Consider the following 21,563-nt stretch of genomic DNA (forward strand, 5'->3'; position numbering starts at 1 on the left):
GAGGCGGCTGCGACCAGCCTGCCGCACCACGCGCGAGCCCGCTGAGCGACACATCTCGCGCTGCCGACGCAACAAATGGTGACTCGCCATTAGCGAGAGGTCGGCATCGACCGGTAGTGTTCGACATTGCCGAACGAGGGGCTGCGGACGCCGCTGGTCGGCGGTCGAAGGGGACGGAGGCAGTACGGCGATGGCACGGAACATCCAGTCGCTCGAACGGGCGGCCGCGATGCTGCGGCTGCTCGCGGGCGGCGAGCGGCGGCTCGGCCTGTCGGACATCGCCTCGTCGCTGGGCCTGGCCAAGGGCACGGCCCACGGCATACTGCGCACCCTCCAGCAGGAGGGCTTCGTGGAGCAGGACGACGCCTCCGGGCGCTACCAGCTGGGCGCCGAGCTGCTGCGCCTCGGCACCACCTACCTCGATGTGCACGAGCTGCGGGCGCGCGCCCTGGTGTGGACCGACGACCTGGCCCGGTCCAGCGGCGAGAGCGTCTACCTGGGCGTCCTGCACCAGCAGGGCGTGCTGATCGTGCACCACGTCTTCCGGCCCGACGACAGCCGGCAGGTCCTGGAGATCGGGGCCATGCAGCCGCTGCACTCCACGGCGCTGGGCAAGGTGCTGTCCGCCTACGACCCCGTCGCGCACAGCGAGGCGCTGGAGTCCGACCGCAAGGCGTTCACCGACCGGACGGTGTGCGAGCCGGAGGGCTTCGAGCACATCCTCGACGTCACGCGCGCCCGCGGGTACGCGGCGGACGTCGAGGAGACCTGGGAGGGCGTCGCCTCCCTGGCCGCCCCCATCCACGACCGGCGCCGCATGCCGGTCGGCTCGGTCGGCATCACCGGCGCCGTGGAGCGGCTGTGCCGTGACGGAGAGCTGCGCCCCGAGCTGATCGCGGCGGTACGGGACTGCGCCCGCGCGGTGTCCCGCGATCTGGGCGCCGGGCGGTTCTGACGGCACACGTCGGCACATGCCGAGGACCGGGACGCCGTACGGCGTCCCGGTCCTCGGCATGTCCGTGCTCACCTGCGGCAAAGATCACCGAGCCCGCCGCGATCAGTAACGATCAGATTTTCGAGTCCACAGCCCTTGACGTGCTCGTAACGCCGAAGCAAGACTCCCGCCCATCGGTCGACATTGTCGAACAGCTACCGGCAATACGCGCTAGAGTGTGACAACGCCAGGCCGGTATCGAACTTCCCTGGACGTAGGACAAAGGAGTCGCGGGTGTCCAGCTCCGACATCTTCATCGGCGAGACCATCGGTACCGCCATACTCATCCTCCTCGGCGGCGGAGTCTGCGCCGCCGTTACGCTGAAGGCCTCCAAGGCACGCAACGCCGGCTGGCTCGCCATCACCTTCGGGTGGGGCTTCGCTGTGCTCACGGCCGTCTACACCACGGCGCCGCTCTCCGGCGCCCATCTGAACCCGGCCGTGACGCTCGCCCTCGCCATCAAGGACGGCGACTGGAAGAACGTCCCGGTCTACTGGGCCGGACAGGTCCTCGGCGCCATGATCGGTGCCGCCCTCGTCTGGATCGCCTACTACGGTCAGTTCCACGCGCACCTCACCGACCGCGAGATCGTCGGCGGTCCGGGTGCGCAGGACACCACGGCGAAGGCCGTCGAGGCGCAGGAGAAGGGCGCGGGCCCCGTGCTCGGCGTCTTCTCCACCGGCCCCGAGGTCCGCGTCGCCTGGCAGAACGTCGCCACGGAGATCATCGGCACGATCGTGCTGGTGCTGGCCGTGCTCACCCAGGGCCTGAACGACGAGGGCAACGGCCTCGGCACCCTGGGCGCGCTGATCACCGCGCTCGTCGTGGTCTCCATCGGCCTGTCCCTCGGCGGCCCGACGGGGTACGCGATCAACCCGGCCCGTGACCTCGGTCCGCGCATCGTGCACGCCCTGCTGCCCCTGCCCAACAAGGGCGGCTCCGACTGGGGCTACGCCTGGGTGCCCGTGCTGGGTCCGCTGCTCGGCGGTGCCATCGCGGCGGGCATCTACAACGTCGCGTTCGCCTAGGAGCGATTACCGCCCCCTTCGCGAAACTCTCAGCACGCGCCGTACGTAAAGCCCCATAAACACGGAATTTTCCAGGAGCACACAGTGACCGACGCGCACACCGCCGGCCCCTTCATCGCCGCCATCGACCAGGGCACCACCTCCAGCCGCTGCATCGTCTTCGACCGGGACGGCCGGATCGTCTCCGTCGACCAGAAGGAGCACGAGCAGATCTTCCCGAAGCCGGGCTGGGTCGAGCACAACGCCACCGAGATCTGGACCAACGTCCAGGAGGTCGTCGCCGGAGCCATCGAGAAGGCCGGCATCACCCGCGACGACATCAAGGCCATCGGCATCACCAACCAGCGCGAGACCACCGTGCTGTGGGACAAGAACACCGGTGAGCCCGTCCACAACGCCATCGTCTGGCAGGACACCCGTACCGACGCCCTCTGCCGCGAGCTCGGCCGCAACGTCGGCCAGGACCGCTTCCGCCGCGAGACGGGCCTGCCGCTGGCCTCCTACTTCGCCGGCCCGAAGGCCCGCTGGCTGCTCGACAACGTCGACGGGCTGAAGGAGCGCGCCGAGGCGGGCGACATCCTCTTCGGCACCATGGACACCTGGGTCATCTGGAACCTGACCGGTGGTACCGACGGCGGCAAGCACGTCACCGACGTCACCAACGCCTCCCGCACCATGCTCATGAACCTGCACACCATGCAGTGGGACGAGAAGATCTGCGAGTCCATCGGCGTCCCGCAGCAGATCCTGCCCGAGATCCGCTCCTCCGCGGAGGTCTACGGCGAGATCAAGGGCGGCAAGCTGGGCGACCTGCTCGGCGGCATCCCGGTCGCCTCCGCGCTCGGTGACCAGCAGGCGGCCCTGTTCGGCCAGACCTGTTTCGCCGAGGGCGAGACCAAGTCGACGTACGGCACCGGCACCTTCATGGTGATGAACACCGGCGACAAGATCATCAACTCGTACAGCGGGCTGCTGACCACCGTCGGCTACAAGATCGGCGACCAGGACACGGTCTACGCCCTGGAGGGCTCGATCGCCGTCACCGGCTCGCTGGTGCAGTGGATGCGCGACCAGATGGGCCTGATCTCCACCGCCGCCGAGATCGAGACGCTCGCGCTGTCGGTGGAGGACAACGGCGGCGCCTACTTCGTGCCGGCCTTCTCCGGCCTGTTCGCCCCGTACTGGCGCTCCGACGCCCGCGGTGTGATCGCCGGCCTGACCCGGTACGTCACCAAGGCGCACCTGGCCCGTGCCGTCCTGGAGGCGACCGCCTGGCAGACCCGGGAGATCGCTGACGCCATGACGAAGGACTCCGGCGTCGAACTGGCCGCCCTCAAGGTCGACGGCGGCATGACCTCCAACAACCTGCTGATGCAGACCCTCGCCGACTTCGTGGACGCCCCCGTGGTGCGCCCGATGGTCGCCGAGACCACCTGCCTCGGCGCCGCCTACGCCGCCGGTCTCGCCGTCGGCTTCTGGAACAGCACCGACGACCTGCGCGCCAACTGGCGCCGGGCCGCCGAGTGGACCCCCCGCATGGACGCGGACACCCGCGCCCGTGAGTACAAGAACTGGCTCAAGGCCGTCGAGCGGACCATGGGCTGGCTCGAGGACGAGGAGTAAGAAACAGCATGACCAGTCAGTCCACCCTGCAGTCCGTGCCTGCCCTGGGGACGCACCCGGCCTCCGGCTCGAACCCGAGCCGGGCCGAGACCAGGGAGCAGCTCTCCAAGGCGTCGTACGACCTTCTCGTCATCGGCGGCGGCATCCTGGGCATCTCCACCGCCTGGCACGCCGCGCAGTCCGGCCTCAGGGTGGCTCTGGTCGACGCCGGCGACTTCGCCGGCGCCACCTCCTCCGCCTCCTCCAAGCTGCTCCACGGCGGCCTGCGCTACCTGCAGACCGGCGCGGTGAAGCTGGTGGCGGAGAACCACTTCGAGCGCCGTGCGGTCTCCCGCCAGGTGGCCCCCCACCTGGCGAACCCGCTCACCTTCTACCTCCCCGTCTACAAGGGCGGGCCGCACGGCGCGGCGAAGCTGGGCGCGGGCGTCTTCGCCTACTCCGCGCTCTCCGCGTTCGGTGACGGCGTCGGCCACCTCCTCTCCCCCGCCAAGGCGGCGCAGGACGTGCCGGAACTGCGCACCGAGAACCTCAAGGCCGTGGCCGTGTACGGCGACGACCAGATGAACGACGCGCGCATGGCGCTGATGACGGTCCGCGCGGCCGTCGAGGCGGGCGCGGTCGTCCTGAACCACGCCGAGGTCACCGGCCTGCGCTTCACCCAGGGCCGGGTCACGGGCGCCGAGCTGAAGGACCGCCTCTCGGGCGACGAGTTCGGCGTCAGCGCCCGGCTGGTGCTGAACGCGACCGGCCCGTGGGTCGATCACCTGCGCAAGATGGAGGATCCGAACGCGGCGCCGTCCATCCGCCTGTCCAAGGGCGCGCACCTGGTCCTGAAGCGCACCTCCCACTGGAAGGCCGCGCTCGCCACCCCGATCGACAAGTACCGCATCACCTTCGCCCTCCCCTGGGAGGACATGCTGCTCCTCGGCACCACCGACGAGGAGTTCGAGGGCGACCCGGCGGACGTCGCGGTCACCGAGCAGGACATATCCCAGATCCTCGACGAGGCCGCCTTCTCGGTCCGCGACCAGCAGCTCAGCCGCGACCTCATCACGTACGCCTTCGCCGGTCTGCGGGTGCTGCCGGGCGGCCCCGGCGACACCGCCAAGGCCAAGCGCGAGACGGTCGTGACCGAGGGCAAGGGCGGCATGCTGTCCGTGGCGGGCGGCAAGTGGACCACCTTCCGTCACATCGGCCGTACGGTCATGCAGAAGCTGGAAGCACTGCCGGGCCACCCGCTGGGCGACGACTTCGAGCCGATCAGCTCGCTGCCGAAGAAGCTGCCGCTGCCCGGCATCGCCAACCCGCGCGCGGTCGCCCACCGGCTGCTCACCGACCGCCCGGCGCCCGGCCCGCGCATGGCCGCCGACACGGCCAAGCACCTGGCCACCCACTACGGCTCGCTGGCCTTCGACATCGCCCGCCTGGCCAACGAGAGCCCCGAGCTGGCCGAGCGGGTCCACCCGGACGCCCCGGAGATCTGGGCGCAGGTCGTCTGGGCCCGGGACCACGAGTGGGCCGAGACGCAGGACGACGTGCTGCGCCGCCGCACGACGCTGACGATCCGGGGCCTCGCGACGGACGACGTCCGCGCCAAGGTCCAGGACCTGCTCGACAAGAAGTAGGCACCGGGGATCCCCGTTGCGGAAGGGGCGGCTCCACGCCGACGGAGCCGCCCCTTCCGCGTCTCGGACCCCGCATAATGACCGGATACGTCGGAGGTCTTGAGCGACAGGGAGGCCGCCATGGCAGTCACCGACGAGGCGATCGAGAAGATCAAAGGCATGATCGTCTCCGGCGCGCTGCGGCCGGGCGACCGGCTGCCCAAGGAGAGCGAACTCGCCGCCGGCCTCGGCCTGTCCCGCAACTCCCTGCGGGAGGCCGTACGCGCGTTGTCGCTCATCCGGATCCTGGACGTCCGGCAGGGCGACGGCACGTACGTCACCAGCCTCGATCCGCAACTCCTGCTGGAGGCGCTGAGCTTCGTCGTCGACTTCCACCGCGACGACACGGTCCTGGAGTTCCTCGCCGTACGCCGCATCCTGGAGCCGGCCGCGACGGCCATGGCGGCCCTTCGGATCAGCGAGCAGCAGCTGGACGCGCTCTCGGCCCAGCTGGACAAGCTCGGCGACGCGCCGTCCGTCGAGGACCTCGTCGCCTGCGACCTGGAGTTCCACCAGGGCATCGTGCAGAGCTCGGGCAACTCGGTGCTGTGCTCGCTGCTCGACGGCCTGTCGGGCCCCACCACCCGGGCCCGGATCTGGCGGGGTCTCACCCAGGAGGACGCCGTGGGCCGCACGCTGCGCGAGCACCGGGCGATCCTCGACGCGCTGCGCGACCGGGACGCCGAGGCGGCGCGCTCGTGGGCGACGGTGCACATCGCGAGCGTGGAGCAGTGGCTGCGCTCCACGCTGTGACGAGGGCCTCACGGACGGCTCGGATCCGTCCGGGGTGTTCAGAGGTGGATCACGGGGCAGTCATGGGGTCACTCCCCCTGCAAGGGGGCTGCGGACGCCCCCTTGGCACGCCGTAAGGTTGGGTGGTCAAGCTTGGGCACGTCGGAAGGAGGCACTGGGTGATCGAGCTCGAGGGGGTTCCCGAGCTGATCGACCCGGTCATGGTGGCCGCGTTCGAGGGCTGGAACGATGCCGGCGACGCCGCCTCCACCGCGGTCGCGCATCTCGACAGGGAGTGGAAGGGCGAGGTGTTCGCGGCGCTGGACGCCGAGGACTACTACGACTTCCAGGTGAACCGCCCCACGGTGTTCATGGAAGCGGGCGTCCGCAAGATCACGTGGCCGACGACAAGGTTGTCGGTGGTCCGGGTCGGTGGCGAGAAGCCACGCGATCTGGTCCTGGTCCGGGGAATCGAACCGTCCATGCGGTGGCGTTCGTTCTGCAACGAACTGCTCGGCTTCGCGCACGAGCTGGGCGTGGAGCTGGTGGTCGTCCTGGGCGCCCTGCTCGGCGACACCCCGCACACCCGTCCGGTGCCGATCAGCGGGACGACGTCCGACCCGGACCTGGCTCGCCGCATGGACCTGGAGGAGACCAAGTACGAGGGCCCCACGGGCATCGTCGGCGTCCTCCAGGAGGCGTGCACGCACGCGGGCGTGCCGGCGGTCTCGCTGTGGGCGGCGGTGCCGCACTACGTGTCCCAGCCGCCGAACCCGAAGGCCACGCTGGCCCTTCTGAACCGGCTGGAGGACCTGATCGACGTGCGCATCCCGCTGGGCGAGCTGCCCGAGGACGCGCGGGCCTGGCAGGTCGGCGTGGACCAGCTGGCCGCCGAGGACAGCGAGGTCGCCGAGTACGTCCAGTCGCTGGAGGAGGCCCGGGACACGGCCGAGCTGCCGGAGGCGTCGGGCGAGGCGATCGCCCGCGAGTTCGAGCGCTACCTGCGCCGGAGGGACGGCGGCGGACCGCCCGCTTCCGGCGGACACGCGACAGCGGACGGCAGCGACAGCACGTCGTACCTCCGGGACAACCCCAGCGGCCGTACGCGCCCGCCGAAGCCTCCGAAGGCCGGCGGCGCCGACGACGAGGAGTCGTCGGAGGACTGAGCCCGGGGAGCGGGCCTCACCGTGGGGTGCCCTGGCCGGTCGACGGCGCGACGAGGACGACGGGAAGGGTGTGCGCGGCCCTGACGTCGGTGCTGGGGGCGGGGCGTTGCGCAGCCCGGCGGAGCGGGGTGCCGCTGCGCCCACCCGTGCCGCCCCAGCGGCACGACTGCCCGCAGCGGCGGCACGACTGTTGCCCGCAGCGGGGGCGAAACGCGACCGCACCCGCGCACGCACGGAAGGGGACGTGTCGGGGGGTGTCCGCCCGCAGCTGGTTGGCGCGTCAACGGACAGTTGGTTGGTTCGCAAGCCCATCGCGCCGTTCCGAGGACGGACACCCCCCGGCGCGGCCCCGACCCACCACCCAGCGGCACGCGCAACGCGCAGGGCGCAGGGCGTGACCGCCGCACCACCCACGCCAGAGGGGCGTCCCCGTCGGGGACGCCCCTCTGGCCGTTCTCGACTACAACGCGACGCCGAGCAGCGCGTCCACCGCCCGGGAGACCACCCCGGGCGCGCTGGTGTCCGTGCCGCCGTTCTCCTCCTGGAGTGCGGCCCAGCGGTCGACCGCGGTGAGCGCGGCCGGGGCGTCCAGGTCGTTCGCGAGGGCCTCGCGGATCTCCTCCACGAGCGCCTCCGCCGAGGGCCCGTCGGGGCGGGACACGGCGGCCCGCCAGCGGCCCAGCCGGGCGACGGCGTCCTGGAGGACCTGGTCGGTCCACTCCCAGTCGGCGCGGTAGTGGTGGGCGAGCAGCGCGAGCCGGATGGCGGCCGGGTCGACGCCGTCGAGCCGGAGCCTGGAGACGAAGACCAGGTTGCCCTTGGACTTGGACATCTTCTCGCCGTCGAGGGCGACCATGCCGGCGTGCACATACGCCTTGGCCATGGGGAACTCGCCGGTGAGGGCCTGGGCGTGGGACGCGCCCATCTCGTGGTGCGGGAAGGCGAGGTCGGAGCCGCCGCCCTGGATGTCGAAGCCCATGCCGAGGTGGTCGAGGGCGATGGCCACGCACTCGATGTGCCAGCCCGGCCGTCCGCGTCCGAGCGAGCCGCCCTCCCAACTGGGCTCGCCCTCACGGGCCGCCATCCACAGCATCGGGTCGAGCGGGTTCTTCTTGCCCGGCCGGTCGGGGTCGCCGCCGCGCTCGGCGGACAGCAGCCGCATCGCGGCGGCGTCCAGGTTCGAGACCCTGCCGAAGTGCGGGTCGGACTCGACGGAGAAGTAGACGTCCCCGTCGAGCTCGTACGCGGCGCCCATGTCCCGGAGCCGCTCGACGAGCGGGACGATCCCGGGTATGGCCTCGACGGCGCCTATGTACTGCTGCGGCGGCAGCATCCGCAGGGCCGTCATGTCCTCACGGAAGAGGGCCGTCTCCTGCTCGGCGAGCGCGGCCCAGTCGAGGCCGTCGCGCCGGGCGCGTTCCAGGAGCGGGTCGTCGACGTCGGTGACGTTCTGGACGTAGTGAACCTGCCGCTTGGTGTCGAGCCACACGCGCTGCACGAGATCGAACGCGTTGTAGGTCGCCGCGTGTCCGATGTGGGTGGCGTCGTACGGGGTGATGCCGCAGACGTAGATACGGGCGACGGGACCGGGGTCGAGGGTGACCGGACCGCCGGTCGCGGTGTCGTGGATCCTCAGGTCGCGGCCCTGACCAGGCAGGGCGGGGACCTCGGAAGCGGGCCAGGCATGCATGCCATGAGCCTAACCGGACTGAAGTTCCATATACGAATGGGAGCGGCCGGTCGGCCGAGAAGGCGCTCTTGCGGCGAACCGGCCGCTGTGCTGCTACACGGGTGGCCAGGGAATGGCCGGCCACTCCCCGCTCGGCTCCGGATGCTTCCCCGAGGCCAGCAGCGCGCCGACCCGCGCGCGTGTGGCGTCGATCTCCGCGCCGGTGATCAGCGGCTGCAGCCGGGCGGTGAGGGGACCGCCCTCCGCCAGGTCCTTCCTGAGGCCTTCGAGGACGTCGACGGCCTCCCGCGTGAGCGGCTCCCCCGCCCACCCCCACAGCAGGGTCCGCAGTTTGTTCTCGGCGTTGAACGTGACCCCGTGGTCGATCCCGTACAGCCGCCCCTCACCGGTGGGCAGCAGGTGCCCGCCCTTGCGGTCGGCGTTGTTGAGTACGGCGTCGAGCACCGCGAGCCGCCGCAGCCGCACGTCGTCGGCGTGCACGAGCAGCGCGGTGCGCCCCTCGCCGACCTCGGCGAAGCCGATCGCCTTCCAGCCCGGCCCGGGTTCCTCCCGGTCGACCAGCGCCAGCAGTTCCGCCTCCGGCGCCGCCTCGACCCACAGCTGGCACATGCCCTCGCCGTACGGCCCGTCACGCAGCACGGTGGGCGGCACGAGCCCCCAGCCGGTCGCCTCGGAGACCTCGTACGCGGCGACCTCGCGCTGGGCCAGCGTCCCGTCCGGGAAGTCCCACAGGGGCCGCTCCCCGGCGACCGGCTTGTAGACGCAGGCCGCGTCCCGGCCGTCGTACGACACGGTGCAGTACAGGACCGCGTTGGACGCCTCACGGATGCGTCCGCGCACGGTGAGTTCGCCGCGGGCGAGCAGCTCTGCGGTGTCCTGGGGAGGTGTCACGCTCCGCGGCGGTATCCGTTCTGGCGCGGACATACGTGTCCTTCCGGGTCGAGCGGGAGGCTGCACAGCGGGCATGGCGGGCGCCCCGCGTTGACGACGTCGAGGGCGCGCTTGGCGAAGGCCCTCGCCTGCGCGCCGGTGAGCCGGACCCGCAGCATCGGGGGCCCGTTCTCCTCGTCCTGGAGCAGCCGTTCCTCGGCCTCGGCGAGATCCTCCTCGGATTCGGCGTCGAGTTCGACGAGCGCCTGCGCCTCGACGATCATGAGCTGTTCGTCGCCGTCCCACGCGAGGGCCATGGTGCCGACCCGGAACTCCTCCTCGACGGGGGTTTCCAGAGGGGCGGTGTCGGTGATCTCCGACGGTGCGACGGCGGGTACGGAGGCGCTGCCTCCACTACGGCGTACGACCTCGTCGAGCAGTTCGTCCATGCGTTCGGCGAGTGCTGCGACCTGGGTCTTCTCCAGGGCCACGCTGGTCACCCGGGTGCCGGCTGTGGCCTGGAGGAAGAACGAACGACGCCCGGGCAGTCCGACCGTACCGGCCACGAAACGCTCCGGATGGTCGTAGAGGAACACCTGACGGGACACGTCCTGTCTCCATTGGAATCGTGGGAACCGTGTGACCACGGCACTGCTGCGACCGCTTCACCCTACTGCGGCCGACGATCACGGTGCGCCCGCACCACCCCCGACTTGGGCTTCGTCGCCCGGCGGTTCCTCGCGCGGCACCAGGGACGTGAAGTTCCCGGTGTCGCCGAGGCGGACGAGAAACGGCCGCAGTCGTGTGTAGCGGATCGCGGTGATGGAACACGGTTCGACAGAAATCCGCTGGAAGAGGTCCAGATGAAGTCCGAGGGCGTCCGCGACGAGAGACTTGATGATGTCGCCGTGCGAGCACATGAGGTAGACGGCGTCTTTGCCGTGGTCGCGCTCCACGCGCGCGTTCCACTCGCGCACCGCCTCGGCGGCGCGCGTCTGCATGGCCCGCATGGACTCCCCGCCGGGGAACGCCGCCGCGGACGGGTGTGCCTGCACCACCTCCATCAGGGGCTCGTCCTTGAGTTCGTCGAGCTTGCGTCCGGACCAGTCGCCGTAGTGGCACTCGCCGATGCGCTCGTCGGTGTGGGCCGTCAGGTCCGGCCGGGCGTCCAGCAGGGGGCGGATCGTCTCCTGGCAGCGCTGGAGCGGGCTGGTGACGATCTCGGCGAGGGGCAGTTCGGCCAGGCGCCCGGGCAGCGCGGCGGCCTGCGCGGCGCCGCGCTCGTCGAGGGCGACACCGGGCGTCCAGCCGGCGAGCAGTCCCTCGGTGTTGGCGGTGGAGCGTCCGTGCCTGACCAGGATCAGCGTGGGCATGCGGTCCAGCGTAGGCGCACGCGCGCGTGCGGTGTCGTTCGAGTGACGGGAGATTCGCTTCGTGATCGTCGACTGTGCCATCTACCGCGACGGACACCGGTCGGAAGGGCCCGAGGACTTCTCCGACGCCCTGGGTGAGGCCCGGGCGGCGGGCGGTTTCGTGTGGATCGGGCTGCATGAGCCCACGGAGCGCGAATTCGACCATGTCACCCAGGAGTTCGGCCTGCACCCGCTGGCCGTCGAGGACGCCCTCAAGGCCCACCAGCGGCCCAAGCTGGAGGTGTACGACGACTCGCTGTTCGTCGTGCTCAAGCCGGTGGCGTACGAGCCGCAGAGCGACACCGTCTCCTCCGGCGAGATCATGATCTTTCTGGGCGACTCGTTCGTGGTGACCGTCCGGCACGGCGAGGGCGCCCCGCTCAAGGCGGTACGACACCGGCTGGAGCAGGAGCCGGAACTGCTGGGCAACGGCCCCACCTCCGTCCTGTACGCGGTCGCCGACGCCGCCGTCGACCACTACCTGGACGTGGCGACCGAGTTGCAGACCGACCTGGAGGAGCTGGAGGCGGAGGTCTTCTCACCGGACAGCGGCGGATCGCGGAACACCGCGTCCCGGATCTACACCTTCAAGCGGCAGGTCCTGGAGTTTCGCCGGGCGACCGGTCCGCTGGCCCTGCCGATGAGCCGGCTGGCGGGCACGGCACCGTACGGCGTGACGGTGCCGTTCGTGGACGACCGGGCCCGGCCCTTCTTCCGGGACGTCAGTGACCACCTCACGCGGGTCAACGAGTCCGTGGAGAACCTGGACCGGTTGGTGTCCGACATCCTCTCGGCCCACCTGGCGCAGATGAGCGTCCGGCAGAACGACGACATGCGGAAGATCTCCGCGTGGGCGGCCATGGCCGCGATCCCCACGATGCTCGCGGGGATCTACGGCATGAACTTCGAGCACATGCCCGAGCTGCGCTGGGTGTGGTCCTATCCGGCGCTGATCGCGTTGATGGCCGTGCTGGAGGTTGCGGTGTTCCGGCTGTTCAAGCACCGGGGGTGGTTGTAGGCGTTGCGCGCCGAAGGACCAGGGGCGCTCAAGCGAACTCGGGTTCCGGGGACGCCGGTCCGCCGAGGGCGTTGCGGCGCTCGGGCGTCTTCAGCGACACCATCCGTCGCCAGCCGCCCAGCCGTTCGTAGGCGTACATCGCGTGGATGCCCGCCGCGAGCACCGCCGACTTGGCCTTGGACCAGCCGAGGATGCGGCCCATGTTCGCCATCACCGCGAGGCTGACGTCCCGGTAGATCCGGATCTCGGCCAGCGCACACTCGCGCAGGGTCCGCTGGATGGCCCGGCCGTGGCCCGCGTAGGCGAAGCGGAGCAGTTCCTCGTGGCAGTAGGCGAGGTGGTTGTCCTCGTCGTTGGAGATCTGCCTGACCGCGCGGCCGATGTCGGGGTGGTCCGCGAAGTGCTTGCGGAGCAGGTCCATCTGCTCCGAGGCGCGCTGTTCGGTGACCCTGCTGTGCGAGAGGTACGTGACGATGTCCTGGACCGTGAGCCGCTCGTCGCGCTTCAGCTGCTCGTGTGCGAGGCCGATGCCGTGCTTCTCCAGCAGCATGGTGTAGTCGGTCTCCGGCGGGACCGGTACCGGTTCCAGGCCGCGCTTCTTCAGCAGGGCGTTGAAGATCCGGCCGTGCTTGTCCTCGTCGGCGCCGTGCCGGGTGATCTTGGGGGCGAGTTCGCGTTCGCTCTCGGGGACGAGCGCGGCGATACGGGCGTTCTCCCAGCCGCCCTGGGACTCGCCGCTCGCGGCGATGGAGCAGAACAGGGCGAAGGAATCGTCGTTGGCGAGGATCTCCTGGAACAGACTCTTGGCCGAAAGCATCGTGTGCACCTCTCCCGCGCACGTGCGCGTGCTGCGTGATTCCGCAGGATTCCGCAGAGAACGAGTCAAATGCGGGGTTGCGGGCGCTGCAACAGGTGCGTGGGAGAACTCCGCCGAATGGAGGACGCGGCGGGGCTGCGCCGGTCCGGTCCGGGACGGCACGGGCGTAACCCGCCGGGGGCCCGGCGCGTTGTTCCGCGTGACGGCCGTGGCGGGGAAGACCCCCGAGCCCCCACCACGGCCGCGGAAACCTACGCGAGCCCGGCGCGCTCCAGGGCCTCGCTGCCGGCCCGCAGGGACGCGAGCCGCTCCTCGAGCGTGAAACCGGCCGGAGCCAGGCTGAGGGTGGTGACCCCGGCGGCGGCATAGGCCTTCATCCGGTCGGCGATCCGGTCCACGGAGCCCAGCAGGGTGGTCTTGTCGATGAGGTCCTGCGGGACCGCGGCGGCGGCGCCCTGCTTGTCCCCGGACAGGTACTTCTGCTGGATCTCGGCGGCCTCCTTCTCGTACCCCATGCGCTGCGCGAGCTGGTTGTAGAAGTTCTGCTTGGCGCTGCCCATGCCGCCGACGTACAGCGCGGTGTAGGGACGGAACGTGTCGGCGAGCGACGTCACGTCCTTGTCGTCGCCGACGGCGAGGGGCAGGGTCGGGCAGACGTCGAAGCCGTCGAGGGTCTTGCCGGCCTTCTCGCGGCCGGCGCGCAGGTACGTGATCGCGGTGTCCTCGAGGTGGTCGGCGGAGGGGAAGATCAGCAGCGCGCCGTCCGCGATCTCGCCCGTCTGCTCGAGGTTCTTCGGGCCGATCGCGGCGATGTACAGGGGGATGTGCTCGCGCTGCGGGTGCACGGTCAGCTTGATGGGCTTGCCCGGGCCGCCCGGGAGGGGGAGGGTCCAGTGCTCGCCCTCGTAGGCGAGCCGCTCGCGGGTCATGGCCCTGCGGACGATCTCGACGTACTCGCGGGTGCGGGCGAGCGGCTTGTCGAACTTGACGCCGTACCAGCCCTCGGAGACCTGCGGGCCGGAGACGCCGAGGCCGAGGCGGAAGCGGCCGCCGGAGAGGGAGTCGAGGGTGGCGGCCGTCATGGCGGTCATGGCGGGCTGGCGGGCCGGGATCTGGAAGATGGCGGAGCCGACGTCGATCCGTTCCGTCTGGGCGGCGACCCAGCTCAGGACGGTGGCGGCGTCGGAACCGTAGGCCTCGGCGGCCCAGCAGACGGCGTATCCGAGCCGGTCGGCCTCCTGGGCGACGGCCAGATTGTCCGCGTCCATTCCGGCACCCCAGTAGCCGAGGTTGATACCGAGCTGCATGCCGCATCCCCTTACCCATCAGTAACGTGCCTTGTCCGGAGACCATAGCGCGGCGTCGTCGCCTGCGGCACTCAGCTGTGGGCAGTCGTGCCGCCGCCGGGAAAGCCGTCGTCCACAGCCCCCTCACACGAAAGGCTCTGGCCAGTAATCTCGGCGTTCATGGAGCAGAGGCATCTCGGCCGCACCGGCCTGCGTGTGTCCCGGATCGGGCTCGGCACCCTGACCTGGGGACGCGACACCGACGAGCATGACGCCGCGGACCTGATGAAGACGTTCTGGGAAGCGGGCGGGACTCTCGTCGACACCGCGGACGTGTACGGCGACGGAGAGGTCGAGTATCTGATCGGCAGGCTCATAGACGGCCTGGTGCCCCGCCGGGACCTGGTCATCTCGACCAAGGCCGGCAGTGTGCCGGACCCCGACCGCCGCTTCGACGCCTCCCGCGGACACCTGCTCTCGGCCCTGGACGCCTCGCTCACCCGGCTCGGCACCGACTACGTCGACCTCTGGCACGTACACGCCTTCGACCCGGACACGCCGCTGGAGGAGACCCTGCAGGCCGTCGACCTCGCGGTCGCCAGCGGCCGGGCCCGCTACGCCGCCGTGTCCAACTTCTGCGGCTGGCAATTGGCCAAGGCCGCGACCTGGCAGCTGGCGGCCCCCGGCACCCGGACCCGGCTGGCCGGGACACAGCTGGAGTACTCGCTGCTCCAGCGCGGCGTCGAACGGGAGGTGCTGCCGGCCGCTCTGGACCTCGGCATCGGACTGCTGCCGTCCTCCCCGCTCGGACGTGGCGTGCTGACGGGCAAGTACCGGGGCGGCGAGACGCCACCGGACTCGCGTGGCGCCTCGGAGCACCTCGCGCCGTTCGTCGCGCCGTACCTCGACGACACGGCGAGCCGCATCGTGGACGCCGTGACGACCGCGGCCGACGGTCTCGCGGTGACGCCGCTCCAGGTGGCCCTGGCCTGGGTCCGCGACCGGCCGGGCGTGGCCGCGCCCATCGTCGGCGCGCGCACCGCGCAGCAGCTCACGGCGGCATTGTCAGTGGAGGACCTTAGTCTTCCTGACGAGATCTGCCGGGCGCTCGACGACGTGTCGGCGCCTGTGCACCGCTATCCCGATCACGACTGGAGCACGCTGTGAGCACGGAGCCGGAGACCACGGGGGACGCCGAGCCGGGGACGCCGACCGGTGGTGCGGGAACCGAGGCAACCCAGGGGGCCGAGGCGGACGCCCCCGATGCCGGTCAGGTGTCCGAGGCGGAGGCCGAGCTGCGGGCTCAGCAGGCCGAGCGGGAGCGCATCGAGCGGCGGAAGGCCGAGAAGAAGGGACCGGTCGAGAGCGGTGGGAAGCTGAGCGGCAAGGCCGCCGATCTGCTCGCGGCCGTACGGGCCGTGGAGAGCGGTGAGAAGCCGGCGGCCACGGTGCTCGCGGAGCCCGGGCCCGCTCCCCGGCGCTCCGCCCCGGAGCCGGTGCGGCGACCGCAGCCGGTGACCGCCGAGGCCGTCGCCACGTCGGCGGCGCCCGCGCCGGAGACGGTGCGTGCCGTGCGGGGGCTGCTCGGCGAGGGCGGTGCCCCCGAGGCGCTCGCGCCGCAGGTGGCCGCGGCCCTCGGCGAGGGTGCGGACGAACAGCTGCGTGCGGACCCCTGGCAGCTGCTGCGGATCGCCGGCGTGCGCCCTGAGCAGGCGGACGGGTTCGCGCGGGCGCTGCTGGGCGCCGAGTGCGGACCGGACGACGAGCGGCGCGGCCGGGCCGTCACGGTCTGGCTCCTGGAGCAGGCCGCGCTGGCCGGGCACACCGCCCTGGAGATGCCGGCCCTGCTGACGGCCCTGGCCCAGCGGGGCGTGCCGGACCCGGACCGTGCCGTGCAGGACACCATCGCGGAGGGCGAGGCGCTGGTCTTCCAGGACGCCCTGGAGGAGACCGGTGCGGCGCCGGCCCGGACCGAGGAGGAGGACGCGGAGGCCGAGGAACGACCGGTCCGTGTGCTGGTCGGGCTGGAGCGGTACGCACTCGCGGAGGAGAGCCTCGCCGACGGTCTGGCCCGGCTGGTCAACTCGGCGCCCAAGCAGGACGGTTCGACCGAGGAATGGGAGCGGGCCGCCGCCTCGGCCCAGGGGTCGGCGGGTGAGCTGATCCGCACGGTCGCCGCTCACGGTCTGGTTCTGCACACCGGCGGGGAGGCGTCGCTGGCAGAGCCGGCGGCGCTGCTGCACGCCGCACGCTCCCTCGGGCTGCGTGCCTGGGCGGCCACCCACGGGCCGATCGGCCGCGACCGCTTCGCGACCCTGCTGGGGCGGTCCGGCGGGCCGACGGGCCCGGGGACGAACGAGGCGGCGGGCACCGAGCCGCCCGGTGCGACGGCCGGGGACAGGCCGGATCGCGCTGTGGCCGCAGACGCTCCGCCCCCGGCCGCGCACTCCCCCGTCGCCACCGTGGCGGGCCTGCTCTCCGGTCTCGAAGGCCCCGGGCGGGATGCCGACGGGGCGCTGGATCTCGATCTGCTCGTCGTGCTCGACGCCCCGCAGCTGGACGTCGAGACGGCGGCTCTGCTGACGGAGTCGCTGCCGGACGGGGCGCGGCTGGTGCTGGCCGGGGACCCGGGAGTGCTGTGGTCCGTGGGTCCTGGGCGGGTGTTCGCGGACCTGCTCGCGGCGCGGATCTGCCCGCAGGTCGCCTCGCGGCGGCCGGACCCGGGGCCGCTGGGAGAGCTGGTCTCCGGTATCGGCATCGGCGAGCTGAACCAGGTCGAGGCCCCCGGCAAGGAGGTCGTGATCGTGCCGGTGCGGGACGCCGGTGAGGCGGTGCACCGGACGGTGCAGCTCGTCGTGGACTCGGTGCCGCGGGCGATCGGTGTCCCGGCCGAGGAGACGCAGGTGATCACACCGGGGCACGGTGGCGCCGTCGGTACGCGTGCGCTCAACGCGGCGCTGAAGGAGCGGCTCAACCCGGGCCCGGGCCGTTTCGGCGGCTTCGACCCCGGTGACCGGGTCGTCCACTCCCCCGTTCCCGGGCGGGTGCTTCCAGGTCGTGTGGTGACGGCGGACGCCGAGGGGCTGCACCTGTCGTGCGGGGGCGAGGCCGTCGTCGTACCGAAGGAACGGGTGGAACAGTCCGTTCGGCACGGGTGGGCGCTGACCGCGCACCAGGCCGTGGGGAGCCGCTGGCCCGCGGTGGTCGTGGTGCTGCCCGGTGACGCGGCGCAGGCCCTCAGCCGGCCGTGGGTGTACACGGCGTTCGGGCGGGCCGACCGCCATCTGTCCGTCGTGCACGGCGTGGAGCAGGCACTGCCGAAGGCCGTGGCCGAGGTTCCGGCCAAGCCCCGGACGACCCGCCTTCCCGTGCTGCTCGCCCCGCAGGTGGCTGGGTGAATGACGTGGGGGGTGGTCACGGGTCCGGCCCGTGACCACCCCCCCACGTGGTGGCTGACGTCCGCGCTCAGCGGCGGTCCACGTCCAGTGGCTCCAGGTCCTCGTCCTCGTCGAGGTCGCTGTCGAAGTCGTCCGTCTCCTCGGTCTCGTCATCGTCGTCGTCATCGACGCCGTCGTCGATGTCGTCGTCGAAGACGGCGCTGACGTCGAAGCGGCAGACCACCTGCTGCGGATCGACCTGCTCGAACGGCGCCTCCAGCCACTCGCCGGGCTCCGCGGGTTCGTCCGCCGCTGTCACCCAGAGCGTGGAGTCGCCCTCCTCCAGCCCGAACTCCTTGTGCCGGGAGGCGATCTCGTCGGGTTCGAACTCGCCGAAGAGGAGTCCGAGCGCGCCGTGGACCGTCCCGGAGGCGGCCGGGCCGTCCTCGCCCTCCGCGGCCTCGATCCGCTGAGCGTGTGCCAGCAGCCGCTGCGGCTCCGCCACCGCGTAGTCGCGGCGGATCAGTACGCTCAGCGCGTTCGGTTCCTCAGGCCCGTTGTACGGGGGCAGCGCGTCCTCCGCACCGGGGATCTCGAAGGGTGTGACCTCGTCGTAACGGTCATAGAGCAGTTCGTCGTACACCTCTGCGGCCGCGGCCAGCTGGTTGAACGCCTCGTAGACGGCCGGGTCGTCCTCCCCCGACCTGCGTTCGACCGCGGCCAGGTGGCGGTCGAGCGCGGTCTTGACCGCCTCGGCGGCGGCGCGTACCTCGGCAGCGGTGGGCTGCGCAGCATCAGACATAGTGCAGACGCTATCCGTACCAGGCCCCAGCCCGCACAATAGATGCGATGCCGGAATACGAATTTGTCGACGTGTACGTACCTCGCGGGGTCTCCCGCAAGGAGACGGCACGTCTGCTGACGGACCATGCCGAGTACGGACACTGGGAGTTGTACCGTCTGAGCCTGCTCCGCGACGGCAGCCGCAGGGTGCGGTTGCGCCGGCGGATCATCCGCCAGGTGCGGGCCACGTGGTGAGCTGAGACGGCGCACGGGAGGAAGGCACCTACGGAGCGGGCCCCGCCACGGCGGGGCCCGCTCCGTTCACCGGGGATCAGGCCGAGGCGCGGGCCTTGCGGTAGAGGATCGCGCCCGCCAGCAGCGCTCCGGCGCCGGCCGGCAGGGCGAGCCCGAGCGGCAGGTCGGTGCCGGTGCTCGCGAGCTGGGCATCGCCCTTGGGCTCGGTGACGAACTGGCCGCCCGGCTTGTTGCCGTCCGAGAAACCGCCCGGCGTCTCGTCGCCGGTGCCGGGCGGCGTGCCCGGGGTGCCCGACTGACCGGGCTGGCCGGGCTGACCGGGCTCCTCAGGGCTGCCAGGGTCCCCGGGGGTTCCGGGGTCCCCGGGGTTATCCGGGTCGCCCGGGTTGCCGGGGGTGCCGGGGTCACCCGGATTGCCAGGGTTATCCGGATTGCCAGGGTTACCGGGCTGTCCGGGGTTCTCGTGGCCGCCGCCGGGCGGGTCGGTGCGTTGCCCGCCGGAACCGCCGTTCCCGCAGCCGTTGCCCGTGCTGGGGTTCCCGACGCCGATGACGTCGACGGTGTTGCCACAGACGTTCACCGGCACGTGGATCGGTACCTGGACGTGGTTGCCCGAGCCGACGCCTGGCGAGTCGGTGGCGTGTCCGCCGGCGTGCGAGCCGCCGTGTCCGCCCTGCGCGCCGTGTTCCCCCGAGGACGAACCGCCACCCTTGTTGGCGCACGCGTTGCCGACCGAGGGGTTGAGAACCCCGATCACGTTGACCGTGTTGCCGCAGACATTGACCGGCGCGTGCACCGGCGCCTGCACCGTGTTCCCGGACAGCACGCCGGGCGAGCCCGAACTGGCGCCCTGGGCGCCCGAGTCGGCGTGAGCCGCGCCGCCCGCGGCGGCGAGCACGCCGGTCGCGGCCGCCACGGTCATCAGACCCTTGCGGGTGACCTGTCGCATTGCTGAGTACCTGCCTTCGACCTTGCTCGAATTCTTCTCGAATTCGTCTTGAATTCCTCAAAGAAGCGTTCGGTCCCGGAGCACATGGCACGCGCTCCGGGACCGATGGCTTGGAACTCCCCTCAGAGAGGGGGAAGCATCACTTGTTGATGCAGGTGTTGCCGAAGGCGGGGTTCAGCAGCCCGATCACGGAGACCGTGTTGCCGCAGGCGTTCACCGGGACGTGAACGGGCACCTGAATGACGTTGCCGGACACGACGCCCGGGGAGTGCACAGCGGCACCCTGGGCACCCGAGTCGGCGACGGCCATGCCCGCGCCCGCGAGAACGAGCCCACCGGTAGCAGCCGCAGCAGCGACGACCTTCTTGATCATTATTCCTCCTAGTTGGCAAAGCGACCCATCTTGCGATCGCATTACCTGTAACGAGGAGGGAGTAATGAGGCTACGAGCTTATGGTCACATTCACCCTTCCCAGTCGATCTCGCACGCTCGACCGAATACCGGCGTTTCCCTTGTCCGGTTCAGGAAGCATCGATGAACCGGTCGAGCACCCGCACGCCGAACTTCAGGCCGTCGACCGGCACCCGCTCGTCCACGCCGTGGAACATGCCGGCGAAGTCCAGCTCCGGCGGCAGCTTCAGCGGTGCGAAGCCGAATCCCCGGATGCCCAGGTCGTCGAAGGACTTCGCGTCCGTCCCGCCGGAGAGCATGTAGGGGATCGCCTTGGCCGTCGGGTCCTCGGCCAGCAGCGAGGACTGCATCGCCTCCACGAGCTTCCCGTCGAAGGTGGTCTCGACGGCCTTGTCGGCATGGACGTCCTCACGCCGCACCTTCGGGCCGAGGATGCGGTCGAGGTCGGCCAGGAACTCGTCCTCGAACCCGGGCAGGAACCGGCCGTCGACATGGGCGGTCGCCTCGCCCGGGATGACGTTGACCTTGTACCCGGCACCGAGCTGCGTGGGGTTGGCCGTGTTGCTCAGGGTCGCGCCGATGAGCTTGGCGATGCCACCGAGCTTGGCCAGGGTCGACTCCATGTCCTCCGGGTCCAGCTCGGTGCCGAAGGCGTCACCGAGCTCGTCGAGGAAGGCGCGGGTGGTCTTGGTGACCCGCACCGGGAACTTGTGCCGGCCCAGCCGCGCGACGGCCTCCGACAGCTCGGTGATGGCGTTGTCCCGGTGGATCATCGACCCGTGACCGGCGGTGCCGGCCACGGTGAGCTTCATCCAGTGCATGCCCTTCTCGGCCGTCTGGATCAGGTACAGCCGCCGTTGCTCGCTCACGGTGAACGAGAATCCGCCCACCTCACTGATCGCCTCCGTGACCCCCTCGAAGAGGTCCGGGTGGTTGTCGACGAGGTGGCGGGCCCCGTACGTGCCGCCGGCCTCCTCGTCCGCGAGGAACGCGAGGACGATGTCACGCGGGGGCTTGCGCCCGCTGCGCAGGCGGTCCCGTACGACCGCGAGGGTCATCGCGTCCATGTCCTTCATGTCGACGGCCCCGCGACCCCACACGCAGCCGTCGGCGATCTCGCCGGAGAAGGGGTGGTGGGTCCAGTCGTCCGCGTTGGCCGGTACGACGTCGGTGTGGCCGTGGATGAGGAGCGCGGGCCGGGAGGGGTCCTCGCCCTCGATCCGGGCCACCGTGGAGGCGCGGCCCGGATGGGACTCGAAGATCCGCGGTTCGAGCCCGACCTCGGCCAGCTTCTCGGCGACGTACTCCGCCGCCTTGCGCTCGCCCGGACCCGAGTGGTCGCCGTAGTTGCTGGTGTCGATCTGGATCAGCTCGCGGCAGAGGTCCACGACCTCGTCCTCGCCGGTGACGCTCCTGGCCGTGTCCGTCTCGCTCACGTGCTTCCTCCCGCTGTCACTGCTGGTGGGTCCCCCACATCCTCCCTCTC

The 21,563-nt window shown here is 71.2% G+C and carries 20 protein-coding genes; 10 read left to right on the forward strand and 10 right to left on the reverse strand.

From position 1 onward, the window contains the following. Positions 1–190: 190 nt before the first annotated feature. The 6 genes from IE97_RS0123630 (at position 191) to IE97_RS0123655 (ending at position 7,208) form a co-directional block, all read left to right on the forward strand. Positions 191–955: an IclR family transcriptional regulator gene (locus IE97_RS0123630; RefSeq protein WP_030244047.1), complete on the forward strand. Its 765-nt coding sequence runs from the start codon at positions 191–193 to the stop codon at positions 953–955. A 273-nt stretch (positions 956–1,228) separates the two neighbouring features. Continuing rightward, positions 1,229–2,023: an MIP/aquaporin family protein gene (locus IE97_RS0123635; protein ID WP_030244048.1), complete on the forward strand. Its 795-nt coding sequence runs from the start codon at positions 1,229–1,231 to the stop codon at positions 2,021–2,023. A gap of 84 nt (positions 2,024–2,107) precedes the next feature. Beyond that, on the forward strand, positions 2,108–3,646 hold the full coding sequence (gene glpK, locus IE97_RS0123640; RefSeq protein ID WP_030244049.1) for a glycerol kinase GlpK: 1,539 nt from the start codon (positions 2,108–2,110) through the stop codon (positions 3,644–3,646). An 8-nt stretch (positions 3,647–3,654) separates the two neighbouring features. After that, the gene (locus IE97_RS0123645) at positions 3,655–5,271 is read left to right on the forward strand and encodes a glycerol-3-phosphate dehydrogenase/oxidase (RefSeq protein ID WP_030244051.1); all 1,617 of its coding nucleotides are present in this window, start codon (positions 3,655–3,657) and stop codon (positions 5,269–5,271) included. A gap of 120 nt (positions 5,272–5,391) precedes the next feature. Beyond that, the gene (locus IE97_RS0123650) at positions 5,392–6,063 is read left to right on the forward strand and encodes a FadR/GntR family transcriptional regulator (RefSeq protein WP_030244053.1); all 672 of its coding nucleotides are present in this window, start codon (positions 5,392–5,394) and stop codon (positions 6,061–6,063) included. 158 nt (positions 6,064–6,221) lie between these two features. Further along, positions 6,222–7,208 (forward strand): PAC2 family protein, encoded by a 987-nt coding sequence (locus IE97_RS0123655; RefSeq protein ID WP_030244055.1) that lies wholly within the window; start codon positions 6,222–6,224, stop codon positions 7,206–7,208. Between the two features lie 460 nt (positions 7,209–7,668). Here the strand turns inward: IE97_RS0123655 and mshC are convergent, their stop codons facing one another. The 4 genes from mshC to IE97_RS0123675 all read right to left on the reverse strand — a co-directional run bounded on the left by mshC (position 7,669) and on the right by IE97_RS0123675 (position 11,141). After that, on the reverse strand, positions 7,669–8,898 hold the full coding sequence (mshC, locus tag IE97_RS0123660; RefSeq protein ID WP_030244057.1) for a cysteine--1-D-myo-inosityl 2-amino-2-deoxy-alpha-D-glucopyranoside ligase: 1,230 nt from the start codon (positions 8,896–8,898) through the stop codon (positions 7,669–7,671). 93 nt (positions 8,899–8,991) lie between these two features. After that, entirely contained in the window at positions 8,992–9,822 is an 831-nt protein-coding gene (locus IE97_RS0123665; RefSeq protein ID WP_051705079.1) for an SCO1664 family protein, read from the reverse strand. Beyond that, entirely contained in the window at positions 9,786–10,376 is a 591-nt protein-coding gene (locus IE97_RS0123670) for a DUF3090 domain-containing protein (RefSeq protein ID WP_030244062.1), read from the reverse strand. Before IE97_RS0123670 ends, IE97_RS0123665 begins: the two co-directional genes overlap by 37 nt. Before the next feature lie 78 nt (positions 10,377–10,454). Continuing rightward, positions 10,455–11,141: a histidine phosphatase family protein gene (locus IE97_RS0123675; RefSeq protein ID WP_030244065.1), complete on the reverse strand. Its 687-nt coding sequence runs from the start codon at positions 11,139–11,141 to the stop codon at positions 10,455–10,457. A gap of 61 nt (positions 11,142–11,202) precedes the next feature. Here IE97_RS0123675 and IE97_RS0123680 point away from each other — a divergent pair, with 61 nt between their 5' ends. Beyond that, complete coding sequence (locus tag IE97_RS0123680) at positions 11,203–12,198, forward strand: magnesium and cobalt transport protein CorA (protein WP_030244068.1); 996 nt, start codon at positions 11,203–11,205, stop codon at positions 12,196–12,198. 28 nt (positions 12,199–12,226) lie between these two features. Here the strand turns inward: IE97_RS0123680 and IE97_RS0123685 are convergent, their stop codons facing one another. Together IE97_RS0123685 and IE97_RS0123690 are read right to left on the reverse strand one after the other, a co-directional pair. Beyond that, positions 12,227–13,015 carry a hypothetical protein gene (locus tag IE97_RS0123685; protein ID WP_030244072.1) on the reverse strand — a complete coding sequence of 263 codons (789 nt, stop codon included), beginning with the start codon at positions 13,013–13,015 and terminating at the stop codon, positions 12,227–12,229. A gap of 251 nt (positions 13,016–13,266) precedes the next feature. Further along, the gene (locus tag IE97_RS0123690) at positions 13,267–14,322 is read right to left on the reverse strand and encodes an LLM class F420-dependent oxidoreductase (RefSeq protein ID WP_030244075.1); all 1,056 of its coding nucleotides are present in this window, start codon (positions 14,320–14,322) and stop codon (positions 13,267–13,269) included. Between the two features lie 159 nt (positions 14,323–14,481). Here IE97_RS0123690 and IE97_RS0123695 point away from each other — a divergent pair, with 159 nt between their 5' ends. Further along, positions 14,482–15,468, forward strand: coding sequence for an aldo/keto reductase (locus tag IE97_RS0123695; protein WP_030244077.1), 987 nt, complete (start codon positions 14,482–14,484; stop codon positions 15,466–15,468). Beyond that, positions 15,465–17,699, forward strand: coding sequence for a helix-hairpin-helix domain-containing protein (locus tag IE97_RS0123700; RefSeq protein ID WP_063752212.1), 2,235 nt, complete (start codon positions 15,465–15,467; stop codon positions 17,697–17,699). The genes IE97_RS0123695 and IE97_RS0123700 overlap by 4 nt, the downstream gene beginning before the upstream one ends. Before the next feature lie 67 nt (positions 17,700–17,766). Here the strand turns inward: IE97_RS0123700 and IE97_RS0123705 are convergent, their stop codons facing one another. Further along, positions 17,767–18,480, reverse strand: coding sequence for a hypothetical protein (locus IE97_RS0123705; RefSeq protein WP_030244082.1), 714 nt, complete (start codon positions 18,478–18,480; stop codon positions 17,767–17,769). A 47-nt stretch (positions 18,481–18,527) separates the two neighbouring features. Here IE97_RS0123705 and IE97_RS0123710 point away from each other — a divergent pair, with 47 nt between their 5' ends. Then, positions 18,528–18,716 (forward strand): DUF5703 family protein, encoded by a 189-nt coding sequence (locus IE97_RS0123710; RefSeq protein ID WP_030244084.1) that lies wholly within the window; start codon positions 18,528–18,530, stop codon positions 18,714–18,716. Positions 18,717–18,792: 76 nt separating this feature from the next. Here the strand turns inward: IE97_RS0123710 and IE97_RS0123715 are convergent, their stop codons facing one another. The 3 genes from IE97_RS0123715 to IE97_RS0123725 all read right to left on the reverse strand — a co-directional run bounded on the left by IE97_RS0123715 (position 18,793) and on the right by IE97_RS0123725 (position 21,513). Then, positions 18,793–19,665 (reverse strand): chaplin family protein, encoded by an 873-nt coding sequence (locus tag IE97_RS0123715; protein ID WP_030244087.1) that lies wholly within the window; start codon positions 19,663–19,665, stop codon positions 18,793–18,795. A gap of 139 nt (positions 19,666–19,804) precedes the next feature. Beyond that, complete coding sequence (chpH, locus tag IE97_RS0123720) at positions 19,805–20,038, reverse strand: chaplin ChpH (RefSeq protein ID WP_030244089.1); 234 nt, start codon at positions 20,036–20,038, stop codon at positions 19,805–19,807. A 149-nt stretch (positions 20,039–20,187) separates the two neighbouring features. After that, the gene (locus tag IE97_RS0123725; protein ID WP_030244091.1) at positions 20,188–21,513 is read right to left on the reverse strand and encodes a M20/M25/M40 family metallo-hydrolase; all 1,326 of its coding nucleotides are present in this window, start codon (positions 21,511–21,513) and stop codon (positions 20,188–20,190) included. Positions 21,514–21,563 lie beyond the last annotated feature (50 nt).

This window comes from Streptomyces sp. NRRL S-455 (assembly GCF_000717875.1).
Taxonomy (GTDB): domain Bacteria; phylum Actinomycetota; class Actinomycetes; order Streptomycetales; family Streptomycetaceae; genus Streptomyces.